Annotated in this window: 15 protein-coding genes; 5 read left to right on the top strand and 10 right to left on the bottom strand. The window is 74.9% G+C overall.

Annotated elements, in window-relative coordinates:
* Positions 1–26: 26 nt before the first annotated feature.
* Genes ACF09C_RS00790 through ACF09C_RS00770 form a run of 5 tightly spaced genes read right to left on the bottom strand, consistent with a single transcriptional unit; the run spans position 27 to position 5521 of the window.
* The gene (locus tag ACF09C_RS00790; protein WP_392087120.1) at positions 27–965 is read right to left on the bottom strand and encodes an NAD-dependent epimerase/dehydratase family protein; all 939 of its coding nucleotides are present in this window, start codon (positions 963–965) and stop codon (positions 27–29) included.
* The gene (locus ACF09C_RS00785; RefSeq protein WP_392087118.1) at positions 962–2263 is read right to left on the bottom strand and encodes a cytochrome P450; all 1302 of its coding nucleotides are present in this window, start codon (positions 2261–2263) and stop codon (positions 962–964) included. The genes ACF09C_RS00790 and ACF09C_RS00785 overlap by 4 nt, the downstream gene beginning before the upstream one ends.
* On the bottom strand, positions 2260–3753 hold the full coding sequence (locus ACF09C_RS00780) for a class I adenylate-forming enzyme family protein (protein WP_392087116.1): 1494 nt from the start codon (positions 3751–3753) through the stop codon (positions 2260–2262). The genes ACF09C_RS00785 and ACF09C_RS00780 overlap by 4 nt, the downstream gene beginning before the upstream one ends.
* Positions 3753–4496: a glycosyltransferase family A protein gene (locus tag ACF09C_RS00775; protein WP_392087114.1), complete on the bottom strand. Its 744-nt coding sequence runs from the start codon at positions 4494–4496 to the stop codon at positions 3753–3755. Before ACF09C_RS00775 ends, ACF09C_RS00780 begins: the two co-directional genes overlap by 1 nt.
* A complete protein-coding gene (locus ACF09C_RS00770) occupies positions 4493–5521 on the bottom strand; it encodes a 3-oxoacyl-ACP synthase III family protein (protein WP_392087113.1) in 1029 nt (342 codons plus the stop codon). The genes ACF09C_RS00775 and ACF09C_RS00770 overlap by 4 nt, the downstream gene beginning before the upstream one ends.
* Before the next feature lie 172 nt (positions 5522–5693).
* On the opposite strand from ACF09C_RS00770, the gene ACF09C_RS00765 reads away from it, so the two are divergent.
* The 3 genes from ACF09C_RS00765 (at position 5694) to yidD (ending at position 9722) form a co-directional block, all read left to right on the top strand.
* A complete protein-coding gene (locus tag ACF09C_RS00765; RefSeq protein WP_392087111.1) occupies positions 5694–6764 on the top strand; it encodes an enoyl-CoA hydratase/isomerase family protein in 1071 nt (356 codons plus the stop codon).
* Between the two features lie 358 nt (positions 6765–7122).
* Positions 7123–9207, top strand: a complete 2085-nt coding sequence (gene fusA / locus ACF09C_RS00760) for an elongation factor G (protein WP_392087109.1) — start codon at positions 7123–7125, stop codon at positions 9205–9207.
* Positions 9208–9284: 77 nt separating this feature from the next.
* Positions 9285–9722, top strand: coding sequence for a membrane protein insertion efficiency factor YidD (gene yidD, locus ACF09C_RS00755; protein ID WP_392087107.1), 438 nt, complete (start codon positions 9285–9287; stop codon positions 9720–9722).
* A 57-nt stretch (positions 9723–9779) separates the two neighbouring features.
* On the opposite strand, the gene ACF09C_RS00750 is transcribed toward yidD, so the two are convergent.
* The 3 genes from ACF09C_RS00750 to ACF09C_RS00740 form a co-directional block, all read right to left on the bottom strand.
* Positions 9780–9965: a DUF1272 domain-containing protein gene (locus tag ACF09C_RS00750; protein ID WP_392088626.1), complete on the bottom strand. Its 186-nt coding sequence runs from the start codon at positions 9963–9965 to the stop codon at positions 9780–9782.
* A 92-nt stretch (positions 9966–10057) separates the two neighbouring features.
* Positions 10058–10819, bottom strand: a complete 762-nt coding sequence (locus ACF09C_RS00745) for a transporter substrate-binding domain-containing protein (protein WP_392087105.1) — start codon at positions 10817–10819, stop codon at positions 10058–10060.
* A 25-nt stretch (positions 10820–10844) separates the two neighbouring features.
* A complete protein-coding gene (locus ACF09C_RS00740) occupies positions 10845–11306 on the bottom strand; it encodes a MarR family winged helix-turn-helix transcriptional regulator (protein WP_392087103.1) in 462 nt (153 codons plus the stop codon).
* A gap of 143 nt (positions 11307–11449) precedes the next feature.
* On the opposite strand from ACF09C_RS00740, the gene ACF09C_RS00735 reads away from it, so the two are divergent.
* Positions 11450–12916 carry an MFS transporter gene (locus tag ACF09C_RS00735; RefSeq protein ID WP_392087101.1) on the top strand — a complete coding sequence of 489 codons (1467 nt, stop codon included), beginning with the start codon at positions 11450–11452 and terminating at the stop codon, positions 12914–12916.
* Positions 12917–13067: 151 nt separating this feature from the next.
* A complete protein-coding gene (locus ACF09C_RS00730) occupies positions 13068–13835 on the top strand; it encodes an NPP1 family protein (RefSeq protein WP_392087100.1) in 768 nt (255 codons plus the stop codon).
* 28 nt (positions 13836–13863) lie between these two features.
* On the opposite strand, the gene ACF09C_RS00725 is transcribed toward ACF09C_RS00730, so the two are convergent.
* Together ACF09C_RS00725 and ACF09C_RS00720 are read right to left on the bottom strand one after the other, a co-directional pair.
* Positions 13864–14082: a DUF6296 family protein gene (locus tag ACF09C_RS00725; protein ID WP_392087098.1), complete on the bottom strand. Its 219-nt coding sequence runs from the start codon at positions 14080–14082 to the stop codon at positions 13864–13866.
* 78 nt (positions 14083–14160) lie between these two features.
* The gene (locus ACF09C_RS00720; protein ID WP_392087096.1) at positions 14161–15102 is read right to left on the bottom strand and encodes an oxidoreductase; all 942 of its coding nucleotides are present in this window, start codon (positions 15100–15102) and stop codon (positions 14161–14163) included.
* Between the last annotated feature and the right edge of the window lie 53 nt (positions 15103–15155).

Raw genomic sequence — 15155 nt, 5'->3', positions numbered from 1 at the left:
TGTGCGCCGCCGCCCGTGCGAGCCGCTCAGGACGGGGCCGCTGTCGCGCGGTCGGTCGTGGCGCGGTCCGTCGTCGCGTAGTCGGCGAGCGTACGGTCGGCGCGCCAGCCCTTGGCCCGCGCCTTGGACACGTCCAGGACGACCCGGTGCGCCAGCTGATCGACGGCGTACCGCGTCAGCGGCGGTTCGGCCGTGGGCCGCAGGCGCCCCAGGGCCTCCGCCGCCGTGGCCGCGCCCCACGCCAGGGGCAGGGGAAGGTGCAGGATCCGGGCGCGCACGCCATGGGCCCGCAGGACGGTCCGCACCGCTTCGTCCCGGCGGTACGGAACGGGGTCGGCGATGTTGTAGGCGCCCGGGCCCCAGTCGGCCGCGCCGAGGCAGGCGTCGGCGAGGTTCTCGACGGCGGTCAGGCTCAGGACCACGTCGGGGCCCGGCAGCGCCAGCAGGCCCGCCCGGACCCGGGCGAGGAGCCGGGGGACCAGGTGCGGGTCGCCCGGGCCGTAGACCGCGCGCGGACGCAGGACCACCGCGCCGGCCGCGAGGGCCAGGGCCTCGCCCGCCGCTTTCGTACGCCCGTACGCGTTGAGCTGCCCGCCCACCGGGTGGTCCTCGGTGATCAGGTCCCGGCCGGGACCGGGGGCGTACACGCTGGAACTGCTCACCCAGACCACCGGGCGGTCCCCTGCGGCCTCCAGGAGGCGTGCCGTGCCGTCGACGTTGACGGCACGCATGGTCGCCTCGGCCGGTGAACCGGGCACGGGGTCGCCGACGGCCGCCGCGCAGTGCACGACGAGGTCGGCACCGGACAGGTCGGGCGGTCCGCCCTCGGCATCCCAGAGGACGTGCCGGCCGACCGGCCCGGGCCGCCGCCCGACGCACAGGACGTCGGCGCCGCGCGCGGCGGCGAGGGCGGCGACGTGCGATCCGCAGAAGCCGCTCGCTCCGGTGACGGCGATCGTGGTCATGCGAGGTCGCTTTCCTGAGGAGGAGAGGGGGTGGCGGTCGCTCGGACCGTGAGCCTGTGCCACCCGGGCAGTGCGGCCCGCCGGTCCACGCGGGCGGTGACGACGGCCGGACGGTAGGGGGCGAGCGCGGCCAGGACGTCGTCCAGCTGCGCCAGGGCGAGCCGCGCGCCCGGGCAGGCGTGCGGACCGGCCCCGAAGACGAGCCGGGCGACGGCGGCCGGGGCGGGCCGGTGGGCGTCCGGCGGGTCGGCGTCCCCGCCCACGGCGTGCCGCGCCACGAGCAGCAGCCGGTCCCCGGCCCGCACCGGACGGCCGCCGAGCACGGCATCGGCCGCCACGACGCGCGGCAGCACCGGGGACGCGGCGGTGACCCGGAACAGCTCCCCGACGAGCGCGCCCCGCAGCCGGTCGTCGCCCGCCTCGTCCCAGAGCAGCCCGTCGGCGCACCAGGCGACCGCACGCGGCAGGGCGGCGACGGTGGTGTTGACGGCCGCGACGGCGATCATGGCGCGCAGCGCGACATCCGCGTGCGGGGCGCCGGGCGCGGACGCCGTGCCCGCCGTCTCCGCCGACGACCGCGCGTCGCGGTGCGGGCAGGCGGTCCCCACGGGCGGCGTCGCGCTCCCGCCCCCGGTCGCGAGCAGCGTCTCAAGGCGGGCGGTCGCCCTGGCCGCCGCGCGGGCGGTGCCCGGTGGCCGCGGCCCCGGGAGATGGTCCCGGACGGCGGCCGAGGCGGCGTCCGCCGCCGCTGCCGCGAGGAGCGAGGCCTCGGCGGGGGTGCCGAGGAGCGCGCGGACGGTCGTACCGGCGAGTTCACGGGCCAGCGGGACGAGGTCGACGGTGTGCCCGTCCGCGAGCGGCGCGAGCCCGCGGTCGAGTACCGCCCGCCAGACCGGCCGGAGCCGGTCCACCCCGGCGGCGCCGAGATCCCCGGCGACGGCGCGCCGGGTGTCGCGGTGGTCGGCGCCCTCCTGGTCGAACAGCGTTCCCCCGCCCGAGAGTTCACGCGCCGCGCCACCGGTGGTGCCGGCCGCGGCGCGGTCCAGCGGCACCCGGGTGAGCGCCTCGCGGTACGGCTCGGTGCCGTTCACCAGGACCGCCCGCCCGAGCCGGACGACCGGCCGCCGCCGGACGGCCGCGAGCAGCGCGAACAGCACCGGATGCGCCCGCGTGTACACCCGCCGGTCCCGCCGCCGCGCAGCCCGCAGCGCGGCGGCCCGGTCCGTCCCGGACCCGGCCTCCGTCGCGGCGTCCACGAGGGTCACCCCTCCGGCTTCCGCCTCGGTCGCCGCCCTCACCGTCCCGCCTCCGTCGCCCCGACCGTCGTCCGTGCCGCCGCGAGTCGCGCCGTCGCGGCGCGGTCCGGCTTCAAGGAGCGGCCGGCCAGCGGGATGTCGGCGAGCACGAGGGCGTCGGGGCGGGCCGTGCCCATGCGACGCAGCGGGCCGGCCAGGGCCGCCCGCACCCGGGCGGGGTCGGCCTCGTGGTGCGGCTGGACGACGGCGACCAGGCGTTCGTCGCCGTCCCCGGCGGGAACGCCCACCAGCAGGGCCAGTTCGACCCCCGGCACGTGCAGCGCGGGCTCGTAGAGGCCGGGGTAGATGTTCTCCGCCCGCCTCAGCACCATGTCCTTGCAGCGGCCCGCGAGCACGATCCGTCCGGCCTCGTCCAGCCGCCCCCGGTCACCCGTGCGCACCCACGGCTCGGGTTCCTCCCCGAGATAGCGGTCCCGGGCCGCGGGCCCGGCGAGCAGCACCTCACCGCCGGGACCGGGCCGGGCCTCGACCCCCGGCAACGGCGCGCCCACGAGGTCGCCCTCACCGGTGAACGCCGCCTTCTCCGCCTGCTCGACGGCGGCGGCGGGGAACAGCTCGGTCAGCGCGTACACCCCCCACGCCTCGCAGGCCCCGGCCCGCCGCACCCGGGTGAGCAGCTCCGCGCTCGCAGGCGCCGAGCCGGTCCACACCCGCCCGTGGAACCGCGCGTCCGCCGCGAGGGCCGCCCTCAGCTGAGGCGGCGTCAGATAGGTCGCCTGGGGTGCGAGGCGGCGCAGCTGCCTCGCCAGGACCCGGGGCGAGCGGGCCGGCAGCGCCACCGGCGCGCCGCTCGCGAGCGAGGGCACGAGGACGAAGAACGTGCCGCCGAGCACGGGCGACCGGGGCTCCGGGCGGACGAGTCCGGTCACCGTGGCCATGCCCGCGGCCAGCGAGGAACGGGTGTGGACGACCGCGCGGGGCCGTGAGGTCGTGCCCGAGGTGAAGACGATCACCGCGTCACCGTCCTCGTCCACCGCGCGCGGCAGCACCGAGGCCCGCGCGTCCGTCGCCAACGCGGGGGCGCACCCCGGCAGTCGCCGGCCGACGGTGGCCACCGGACCGCCGAGCTCCGCGAGGTCCGGCAGGGCGAGCCGGGCCCGCCGGGCGAGCGGCCGCGCCCAGCCGGCCACCGCCTGGGCGGTCGCGTCGGCGAGCACGAGGTCGGGGCGGGCAAGCGCCAGGCGCGCCCGCAGGACGTCGGGACCGGCGCCGGGGTCGAGGACGGCCGCCCGCAGGCCGAGCCGGTGCACCGCGAGCAGCACGGCGAGCGCGCGCGGCCCCGGCCGCACCGCGACCCCGACCGTGTCTCCGCGCCGCAGCCCGCGCGCGTGCAGCGCCCGGGCGTACCCCTCGGCGAGGTCGGCCAGCTCCCCGCACGTGGCCTTCGTCCGGACGGAGCCGGAGCGGGTCGTGCCGAGGACGGCCGGGCGGTCGGGACGTGACCGCAGGGTGTGGGCGAGAGCGTCCAGCATCAGCGCGGGTCCTCTCCGTGTCGCCCCGGTCCCCGGTCCAGGTACCAGCGGGCGGTGCCGACGATCCCGTACGCGCGCAGCCGCCGGGTGGAGTTCTCCACGACCATGCCGGGGGCGTGCACGATCGCCGTGGTGGAGCGGCGCACCCGGTTCAGGAAGAGCCGGTCGGTGGGGGAGGGGCGGCGGGGCATCCCGCCGACGGCCTCGTACAGACGGGCGGTGATGGCCATGTTGTTGCCCGCGTGCATGCGGTACGGCGCCAGATAGCCGTGCCGCCGCCGGTGCGCCGGGCGCACGCGGCCGAAGAACGCGGCCACGCGGACGAGCGTCCGGAAGGCGGCGCGTCCGACCGGCCCGTGCTCGTCGCGCCGGGCGTCGATCCGCCCGCACACCAGACCCGCGCCGTCGCCCAGCGCGGTCCGCGCGGCGGCCGTCCAGCCGGGACGCGGCAGACAGTCGGCGTCCGTCCGGGCCAGGAGCACGGCCCCGCGCCCGATCGCGTACCGGAAGCCGGTGTCCACCGCGCAGCCCACGCCCTTGTCGCGCTCGTCCAGGACATGCACGGGGAACGGCGCCCGCCGGGCGAACGCGCGCGCGATCGCGGCGGTGTCGTCGTCGGAGGCGTTGTCGACGACGACCAGCTCGAAGTCCCGGTCCGCCTGGGCGGCCAGCGCCTCCAGGGTGTCCCCGATGCGCGCGGCCTCCTGATGCGCGGGCACCACCACCCACAGCGCGTCGCTCATGCCTTCTCCCACACCATCGTCATCAGGCTCACGCCACCGCCGAGCCCCACGAACAGCACCCGGTCCCCTGACCGCAAGTCCCCTTGCACCCGGTCGAGTTGGACACCGAGCGTCGCGCTCGCGATGTTGCCCAGCTCGGGGACGGTGACGACGAGACGGTCCTCGGGCACGCCCGTGATCTCCACGAACCGCCGCAGATACGGCACGGTGACCTGATGGACCAGGACGTGTCGGAAGTGGCGCCAGTCGAGGCCCGTCCGGTGCCGCATCCGGTCGATCACCGAGGTGCCCACCTTCTCGAACACCTCGCGCAGCTCGCTGCCGTCGCCCTGGAAGTACGTGTGCTCGTCACCGCGCGGATGGCGTGAACCGCCGCCGAATATCCCGCCGACCGGCCAGTGTTCGGAGTGCGTCTCGCTGTCCACGTCGAGGATCCCGCCCCGCTCCACCGTCTCCAGGACCACTGCGGCGCCCGCGTCGCCGAAGGTGTAGCCGGCGAAACCGTCCCGGAACTGGGCCGGATCGGCGGGGTCGTGGCGCACGGCCCGGCTCGGGGTCTCCCCGGTGACGACGAGGGCCCGCCGGGCGCGCCCGGCGAGGATCATCGTACGGGCGAGGTCGATGCCGTTGACGAAGCTGTTGCAGGCGTTGGTCACGTCCAACGCGTGGGCCCGGGAGCCCAGTTCGGCCTGCACGATGTGGGCGGTGGCCGGCTCCACCATGTCGCGGGTGGCGGAGGCGAACACCAGCAGGTCGATGTCGGCCGGCTCGACCCCCGCCCGGCCGAGCGCCTGCCGGGCGGCCCCCACCGCCAGGGTGGACGCGTACTCGCCCGGCCGCACGGCCCGGCGCGTCAGGATCCCCGTGGCCCGCTCGAACACCCCGGCGGGCAGCGCCATCCCGCTGCCGGCGGCGACCCGCAGCCGCAGCTCCTCCGAATCCACGACCTGCTCGGGGAGGCAGGAGCCGACCCCGGTGATCCCGACACGGAGAGGGCCGTCCGCGACGGCCTGATGACTGTTCATACGACGGAGGCTACGAACGCCACGGGGTCCGCGGCCTGAGTGCGCGTACTCAACCTCCCTAGGGGAAATTCCCGGTCCAGGACGGTCCCCGACGGTCCCCGGCCGTGCCGGAGGGTCCCGGGCCGTGCCGATACGGTGGCCGGAAGATCGTTCGGAGGAAGGTGACGCGACCATGCCAGTCAACCAGGAGACCCCGCCGGACGCGGACGGCACCCACGTCCTCGTCCGTACCGAGGGGCGGGCCGGCCTCCTCACGCTCAACCGGCCCCGCGCCCTCAACGCGCTCACCCACGCCATGGTGCTCCGCGTCGACGAGGCGCTCACCGCATGGGAGGCCGATCCGGCCGTCGAGACCGTCGTCATCCGGGGCGCGGGCGAACGCGGACTGTGCGCCGGGGGCGACATCCGGGCCATCCACGAGGACGCTCGGGCGGGCGGCGGCGTGGGCGGCGCCACCGTCGACTTCTGGCGCGACGAATACCGGCTCAACGCCCGCATCGCCCGCTACCCCAAGCCCTACGTGGCCCTCATGGACGGGATCGTGATGGGCGGCGGCGTCGGGGTCTCCGCCCACGGCTCCGTCCGCGTCGTCACCGAACGCTCGCGTGTCGCCATGCCGGAGACGGGCATCGGCTTCGCCCCCGACGTCGGCGGCACGTATCTGCTGAGCCGGGCCCCCGGCGAGCTGGGCACCCATCTCGCCCTGACCGGCGCCCAGGCGGACGCCGCCGACGCCCTCCTGACCGGCCTCGCCGACCACTTCGTACCGTCCGACGAGCTGCCCCGGCTGGTCGAGGAGCTCACCCGCGCCCCCGCGCACGAGGTACTGCCCGGGTTCGCCAGGACGGCCCCGCCCGGGCGCCTCGCCGCCGCCCGCGACTGGATCGACACGGCCTACGCCGCGCCCACCGTGGAGGAGATCGTCGACCGGCTCCTCGACTCGGGCGTCACCGAGGCCAAGGAGACCGCCGCCACCCTCCTGACCCGGTCGCCCACCGCCCTCAAGGTCACCCTCGAGGCCCTCCGCCGCGCGCGCCGCCTCGACTCCCTCGAAGCCGTTCTCGCCATGGAGTTCCGGCTCTCCCACACCGCCCTCGGCTCCGCCGACCTGGTCGAGGGCATCCGCGCCCAGGTGATCGACAAGGACCGCTCCCCGCGCTGGACACCCGCCACGCTCGCCGAGGTCACGCCGGGCCACGTCGCCGCCTACTTCGCCGAACGGGACCTCCCGAAAATCCGGTGACCCGGCCGGGCTCCCCTCCCTACACTCGCAGCACGCACCGCCGAGATCACGGCGAGCGCGCCGACGACCGAACGAGGGGAGCCCGACCGTGTGTTGCCACACCACCGTCGTCGTTCCCCGGTCCCGGTACGACGTGATCCTGACGTCCCGGTCTCCCCGGTGCCGGCTGCGCGGCCGCCACCGGACCCCGTGACGAACCTCTGAGACCCCGCCCGGGCGCCCCTGCCGCCCGGCGCGCCGTGAGCCTCACGCGCGCCGTCCGCCGCGACGCCGAAGGGTCTCCTGCTCCGCCCGTCGCCGGGCCGCTTCGTCCGGGAATCGCGCCGACCCTTTCTCGCCTCCACCGAAAGGCCGGGCCGTGCGTACCCCGCTCTCCCGTCAGCTCACCGCCAACCCCCTCGACCGCGTCCGCAACCTGGGCATCCTCGCCCACGTCGACGCCGGCAAGACCACCGTGACCGAACGGATGCTCTATCTCACGGGCGCCGTCCACAAACGCGGCGAGGTCCACGAGGGCACCACCGTCACCGACTTCGACTCGCAGGAACGCGACCGCGGCATCACCATCTTCGCCGCGGCCGTCAGCTGCGACTGGGACGGGCACCGGATCAACCTCATCGACACGCCGGGACACGTCGACTTCTCCGACGAGGTGGAGCGCTCGCTGCGCGTCCTCGACGGCGCGATCGCCGTGTTCGACGCCGTCGCCGGGGTCGAACCGCAGAGCGAAACCGTGTGGCGCCAGGCCGACCGGCACGGCGTCCCCAGGATCGCCTTCGTCAACAAGCTGGACCGCGCGGGCGCCGACCTGGACACGGCCGTCGCGTCCATCCGGGACCGGCTGCACACGGTGCCGCTCGTCGTCCAGCTGCCCATCGGCCGCGAGGACGCGTTCACCGGCGTCGTGGACCTGGTGCGCATGCGCGCCCTGGTCTGGGCGACGGGCTCCGACACGTACACCGAGGGGCCCGTCCCCGAGGAGCTCGTGGCGGAGGCACGGCTCAGGCGCCGCGCCCTCGAGGAAGCGGTCGCCGAGCTCCACCCGGATGCCCTGGAGGAGTTCTGCGCCACGTCCGCGCTCACCGCGGACACCCTCACCGCGGCGCTGCGCGACCTGACCAGGACCGGCGAGGGCGTCGTCGTGCTCTGCGGCTCCGCCTACCGCAACCGGGGTACGGAACCGCTGCTCGACGCCGTCGTCGCCTACCTGCCCTCGCCGCTGGACGTGCCGCCCGTGAGCGGCACCCTGGACGGTGCGGAACAGGAGCGGAACGCCGACCCCGCGGAACCGTTCGCCGCGCTCGTCTTCAAGGTCAACTCCACCGCCACCGGGCGGCTCACCTACCTCCGCGTGTACGCGGGGACCGTCGGAAAGGGGGAAACGGTGCTCGACGTCGCCGCCCGGCGCACCGAGCGCGTCGGCAGGATCCTGCGCGTGCAGGCCGACCGGAACACCGAGGTGGACTCCGCCCGGGCCGGCGACATCGTCGCGGTCGTCGGCGTGAAGGAGGCCCGCGCCGGTGCGACGCTCTGCGCGCCCTCCGCCCCGCTGCTCCTCGAACCGCCCACGCCGGCCGACCCGGTCGTCTCCGTGGCGGTCGAGGCGCGGCGGAGCCTGGACACCGACCGGCTGGCGACCGCGCTGGCCCGACTCGTCGAGGAGGACCCCTCGTTGACGGTCAGGACCGACGCGGAGACCGGTCAGACCGTCCTCTCGGGCCTGGGTGAACTGCACCTGGAGGTGGCCGTGGAGAAGATCCGCCGGGCCCAGGGCCTGGAGATCGCCGTCGGCCGACCGCAGGTGGCCTACCGGGAGACGGTCGTGCGCGGGGTGTCGGGCCTGGTGTACCGGCACGTCAAACAGGACGGTGGCGCGGGCCAGTTCGCCCATGTCGTCCTGGACGTCGAGCCGGTCGGCGCGACGGAGGAGCGGGAGTTCGTCTTCGCCTCCACCGTCACGGGCGGCCGCGTGCCCCAGGAGTACGTCCGCGCGGTCGAGGCCGGCTGCCGGGACGCGCTCGCGGAGGGCCCGCTCGGCGGCCACCCGGTCACCGGCCTGCGGGTGACGCTCACCGACGGGGCGACCCACTCCAAGGACTCCTCGGAGATGGCGTTCCGCACGGCGGGCCGCTTCGCGCTCCGCGAGGCGCTGCGGGACTGCGCGATGACGCTCCTGGAGCCGGTCGTCGAGGTCACCGTCACGGTGCCGGACAGCGCCGTGGGCGGTGTGCTCGGTGACCTGGCGGCCCGGCGCGGCCGGGTCTCCGGCTCGACCGCGCGCGCCGGAACGGCCGTGCTCACCGCGACCGTTCCGCTGGCGGAGCTGTTCGGCTACGCGTCCCGGCTGCGCGGCCGGACCCAGGGCCGCGGCACGTTCACCGCCCGGCCCGTCGGCTACGCCCCGGTGCCGGCCGGTGTGGCGGCCGGTACGGCGACCCGGTGACGGCTGGGGACGGGCCCGCCCCACGAGGGCGGGCCCGTCCCACACGTATGATCGAACGGATCGTGGAGGGGGGCGACGTGACGTCATCGAGGGAGTCCGCGCGTGCGGCACGGCGGCGGAAGCGTCGCGAGGACGGCGAGGAAGGCTGCTGCGCGGGAGCGGCGGACCAGTGCTCGGCCTGTGGCATGTACTGCCCGCAGTTCGCGCTGGTGGCGCTCACCACCCTGCTCCTGGGGAAGCCGCACGCCTCGCCCCGCGCCGCGCGCCCGGCTGCCGGCCGTCCGGCGGGGCGAGCGGCCGGTGCGCTCCTCGGGGCCGTGACGCTCTACCGGGAGGAGATCAGCCCGACCCGGCCGCCGTGCTGCCCGTACACGCCCAGTTGTTCCACCTACGCCGTGAAGGCCCTGAGCCGGCACGGCGCCCTGCGCGGCGGCCTCCTGACGGTGGCCCGGCTGCTGCGCTGCCGCCCGGCGGCGGCCCGCCGGCGGGGCTACACCGACCCGGTGCCGAACTGACCCGACCGCTCGTTCCCGGCCGCCGTGCGTCGGACCGGGGCGCGACGGCGTCGTCCGTCAGACCGTGAGAGCCCGGCGCGGCCGGGGGAGCAGCTCGCCGCCGCAGTTGGGGCAGACGCTCTCCATGACGTCGCCGCAGGGCACGCAGAAGGTGCACTCGTACGAGCAGATGAGTGCGGGCGCGTCCTGCGGCAGCGTCGCTGTCTCGCAGCGCTCGCAGGTCTCACGCATCTCCAGGGCCATCGTTCGTCCGTCCTCGCGGTGAGCCGGTGGGGTCACCCCCACTCTCCCGGCCGGGGCCGGGAGTCCGAAAGCGCGCCGAGGGCCAGAGATCACTACGATCGGGTCGCGTCGCCGGCGCGGGGCGGTGCCACCAGGCCGGCGGACTGGTGCGAGCGCCGCAGCGACGCGGCCACGGATCCGTCGGCCTTCAACTCCTCGACCAGTTCCGTGAGGAACCGCACGGTCGACGGGCGCCGCGCCTTCGTCGTGCCGACGGCCTGCCGGATCTCCATGAACCGCTCCTCGATCAGCCGGAGTTCCGGGTGCGCCGTGACGAACGCGGTCATCGGCTGCCGGATCCCCGCCGCGACCTCCAGGCCCTCGGCGCGGAAGACGTCCACACCCTCCTCGCCGCGCACGAGGGTCGCGTGCCGCAGCGTGCGCGTGAGGTAGAGGTCGTACGCGGAGCCGGCCTTCACACCGATCCGCACGCCGTCCCGGTCGACGTCGCCGGGCGCGGTGAGGTCCGAGGCGGCCGGGACCGCGTAGACCCCTTCGATCACGACGTACGGCGCGGTGAAGGCGACCTCGGCCTCGCGCGCCGGCTCGACGGCGAGGAAGCAGAGGTCCGCGCGGCCGGTGGCCATCGCCTCGTAGGACTTGCGGGCCGCGTCGAAGCAGACGTACTCGACCGGCAGGCCGAGGCGCGCGCCGATCTCCCGGGCGAGGTCCACGGTGACCCCGCCGGGCGAGTCGGCCGTGCCCCGCGCGAGGACCGGGTTGCCCAGGTTGATCGACGCCCGCAGGACGCCCGTCGGCGCGAGATCCCGGGCGATGTCGGTGATGTCGGCGTGGTCGGGGGTGGCGCTCGTCATGCGGCGGAGTCTACTGACCGGCCGGTCACGGCCGGGGGCGGGGCCACGGGCGGCCCTCCAGGCGCTCGATGTCGCCGTTGAAGCGGCGCAGGTACGAGGCGAAGTCGGCCACCTCCTCGGGCGTCCACTTCTCCAGGACCCGTTCCAGGCCGTGGACGTTGGCGGCGCGGTCCGCGTCCAGCCTCCGCCTGCCCTCCGCCGTGATGCTGAACTTCCGGGCGATCCCGCCGTCGGGGTCCGGGATCCGTTCGACGACCCCGGCCTTCAGCATCGCCGCGGTCTGCCGGTTGAGCGTCGAGGCGTCCAGGCCGAAGGCCTCGCTCAGCTGCCCGATGGAGAGCGGCCCGTCGATCTCGATGCGGCTGAGCAGTACGTAGGCGCTCCGGTCGAGCCGTCCGCTCGCGCCGCGCGCACGGGGGTCGAACAGGTGCGAGTGCCGCCCGACGAGCATGGTCTCGAACTCGATCAGGTGCGTGGGCTTGTCCATGGCCCCATCCTCCCTGTCCCTGCCGCCCGCCCGCATCTATGCATGGTACATGAGATGTGTATTCTGCACGGGATGTGCATCATGCATGTCGCATGTCGTGCCGTCCTGCCGTGTCGTCCACGCGTCGCCCTAGGGAGAACCCCGTGACCAGCTCCAGGACCGACCCCCGCCCACGCGGCGTCGTCGGCGTCCTCGCCTTCGCGGGCATCGTGGCCGCGCTCACCCAGACCCTGGTGGTGCCGCTCCTCGGTGACCTGCCGAGGCTCTTCGGCACCACCGCGTCGAACGCGTCCTGGGTGGTCACCGCGACCCTGCTGTCGGCGGCGGTGGCCACCCCCGTCGCCGGGCGCCTGGGCGACATGTACGGCAAGCGGCGCATGCTGCTCGTCTCGATCGCGCCCCTCGTGGTGGGCTCGGTCGTCTGCGCGCTCTCCTCGTCCGTCGTCCCGATGATCGTCGGCCGCGGTCTTCAGGGCCTGGGCATGGGCGTGGTGCCGCTCGGCATCAGTCTGCTGCGCGACGTCCTGCCGCTGGAGCGGCTCGGCGCGTCCATCGCCCTGATCAGCGCCTCCATGGGCGTGGGCGGTGCGCTCGGCCTGCCGTTCTCCGCCGCCGTCGCCGAGAACGCCAGCTGGCGCGTGCTGTTCTGGGTCGTCGCCGGCCTGGCCGCGGTGGTCGGCGTGCTCGTGCGGCTGCTCGTGCCCGCGGGCCGTACCGCGGCCGACGCCGGCCGCTTCGACGTGCCCGGCGCGATCGGTCTGGGCGGCGCGCTCGTCTGTCTGCTGCTGGGCGTCTCCAAGGGCTCCGACTGGGGCTGGACGAGCGGGACGACGCTCGGTCTGCTCGCCGCCTCGGTCGTCGCGCTCCTCGTGTGGGGCTGGTGGGAACTGCGGACCGCCGAGCCCTTGGTGGACCTCCGTGTCACCGCCCGCCCGCTCGTGCTGATGACCAACCTCGCCTCGATCCTCGTCGGATTCGCGATGTACGCCCAGTCGCTGGTGGTGCCTCAGCTGCTCCAGCTGCCCGAGGCCACCGGCTACGGGCTGGGTCAGTCGATGCTCGCCATGGGGCTCTGGATGGCCCCGGCCGGGCTGATGATGATGGCCCTCGCCCCGCTCGGCGCCAAGCTCACGGCCGCGCGCGGCCCCAGGATCACGCTCGGTGTCGGCAGCCTGGTCATCGCCGTCGGCTACGGGTGCGCCCTGCCGCTCATGGGCTCGACCGTCGGGCTGCTCGTCGTGACGCTCATCTGCAACACCGGCGTGGGCCTCGCGTACGGCGCGATGCCCGCCCTCATCATGGGCGCCGTGCCCCGCTCCGAGACCGCGTCGGCCAACAGCTTCAACACCCTGATGCGTTCGATCGGCAGCTCCGTCTCCGCCGCCGTGATGGGCGTGGTCCTGGCCCAGATGACCACGGACTTCGCCGGTCGCCTCCTGCCCTCCGAGGACGCCTTCCGGGTCGCCCTGCTCGTCGGCAGCGGGGTGGGGCTCGCGGCGGCGGTCGTCGCCTTCCTCATCCCGGCCGGCCCGTCGGCCGGGGCCGAAGGGGTCGAGGGGCGGCCCGGCCAGGACGCGTCGCCGCACGTGCCCTCGGGGGCGAAGGTCTGACGGACCGGCGACCGCCGCCCTTCACCGCGCCGTCATCGGCCGGACCTCCTCGCGACAGCGGGGTTCGAGAGAACTGATCTGGGCATGCCAAGCACGCACACCCCCATCTCATTTCTCGCGCCCCGCACGGCGGTCCCTCAGGAGGACGCAGTTGAAGACGAGTTCGTGGTTCCGCAGGGTCTCGGTCACCCTCGGCAGCAGCATCACGCTGGTCGTCGCGGTCTCGGGCAGCGCGTTCGCGGCGCCGCCCCCGCCGCTGCCGGCCAACGCCGACGCGCTCGAGCAGACGTTCCAGCCCGCCTTCGACTACGACACGGACGGCTGCTACTCCACGGCGGCCATCGGACCCGACGGCACGCTCAACCCCGGCCTCAAGCCCACCGGCGCCCTCAACGGCTCGTGCCGGGACGCCTGGGACCTCGACAACACCAACGGGTACTCCCGCGCCAAGTGCAACAACGGCTGGTGCGCGGTCCTCTACGGCCTCTACTTCGAGAAGGACCAGGCGATACCCGGCATCAGCCTCGGCGGCCACCGCCACGACTGGGAGCACGTCGTCGTCTGGATCCAGGACAACCAGGCCAAGTACGTCTCGACGTCCGCCCACGGTGAGTTCAACACCTACGGCCGCGACCAGATCCGCTGGGACGGGACGCATCCCAAGGTCGTCTACCACAAGGACGGCGTGAGCACGCACTGCTTCCGCCCCGCCAACGGCAACGACGAGCCGCCGGAGAACCACGAGGGCCAGTGGCAGTTCCCGGCGCTCGTCGGCTGGAACGGCTACCCCGCGGGCGTGCGCGACAAGCTGGTCCAGGCGGACTTCGGAAGCGCCCACTTCGGTCTGAAGGACGGCAGCTTCGGCCCGCACCTCGAGAAGGCCAAGCCCGCCGGAATCCCGTTCGACCCGTACGCCTGACAGCCCTCGCGCCGTCCCCGTGGACGCCTCAGTCCACGGGGACGGCGCGTGCGGGCACGTCGTGGCTCTGGTGCCCGCCGCTCGCGAGCATCCGTACGTTCCCGTGCTCGTCGATCTCGGCCTGCACGATGCCCGTCTCGTCGGAGTACACGGGATGCCCGCCGGCACCCTTACGGTCCGTCCGGGTGACCACGATCGAGTCACCCGACACCGGAAAAGTCAGTTCATAGCGTTCGGCACGGTGCATGCGCCCGTTTATACCGAGCCCCGCCGCCGAACCGGGACCGCGCCGGGCCCCCGCACCCGTACGGGCACCGGAAACCGGTCATTCGGCGGCGCCGACCCCCAAGGAGTACCGGACGTCGGTCAGCCGCTCCGAGACCTCCCACAACCGGCGTCCCGTCCCGGCGTCCGTCGCCCCGGGGGCCAGGCGGACGAGGGTCGGTGCGCCGCGCAGTTGGCCCGGGCCGCCCGGCCCGAAGAACTGCCCGCTCTCGACGCCGGGGGCCGTCGCCGCGTAGAGCTGCGGGAGCGCGCCGCGCTCCGGAGACTGGGCGAGCGGCTTGAGCACACGGCCGAACATCAGGCGTACGAGGGGGACCGGTGCCTCGACCGGAAGGTTGGTGGCGGCGTAGCCGGGGTGGGCGAGGAGGCTGCGGACCGGGCTGCCGGCCGCCGTCAGCCGCCGGTGCAGCTCGTGCCCGAAGACGGCGTTGGCCAGCTTCGACTGGTCGTAGAAGGGCATGGGGGCGTACCCCCGCTCCCCGTCGAGGTCGTCGAACCGCAGCCGGCCCTTGCGGTGCTTGAGTGAACTCACCGTGACCACACGCGGATCGTCCCCGGCCGCCAGCCGGTCGAGCAGCAGGCCGGTCAGGGCGAAGTGCCCGAGATGGTTGGCGGCGAACTGCAGTTCGTGGCCCTGTGCGCTCCGTGTGCGTGGGGGCGCCATCACCCCCGCGTTGTTGACCAGCACGTCGAGCCGCGCGTGCTCCGCGCGCACTCCCTCGGCGAACGCGCGCACCGAGTCGAGGTCGGCCAGGTCGAGCCGGCGCACGTCGAGCCGGGCTCCGGGATGTCCATCGGCGATCTCCGCGGCCGCCCCGCGCCCCTTGGTCTCGTCACGCACCGCCAGGATCACGTGCCCGCCACGGCGGGCGACCGCCCGCGCCGTGGCCAGGCCGAGGCCGCTGTTGGCGCCCGTGACGACGTACACCCGCCCGGTCTGGTCGGGGATGTGCTCCGCGGTCCACTGCTGAGTCTCCGCCATATGGCACAGACTGCTTCTAGTGGCACCAAGTGTCAAGCTGCGCCCAAGTGTCA

Source organism: Streptomyces sp. NPDC014870 (genome assembly GCF_043081505.1).
Classification (GTDB): domain Bacteria; phylum Actinomycetota; class Actinomycetes; order Streptomycetales; family Streptomycetaceae; genus Streptomyces.
This window is presented reverse-complemented; position numbering and strand designations above follow the sequence as displayed.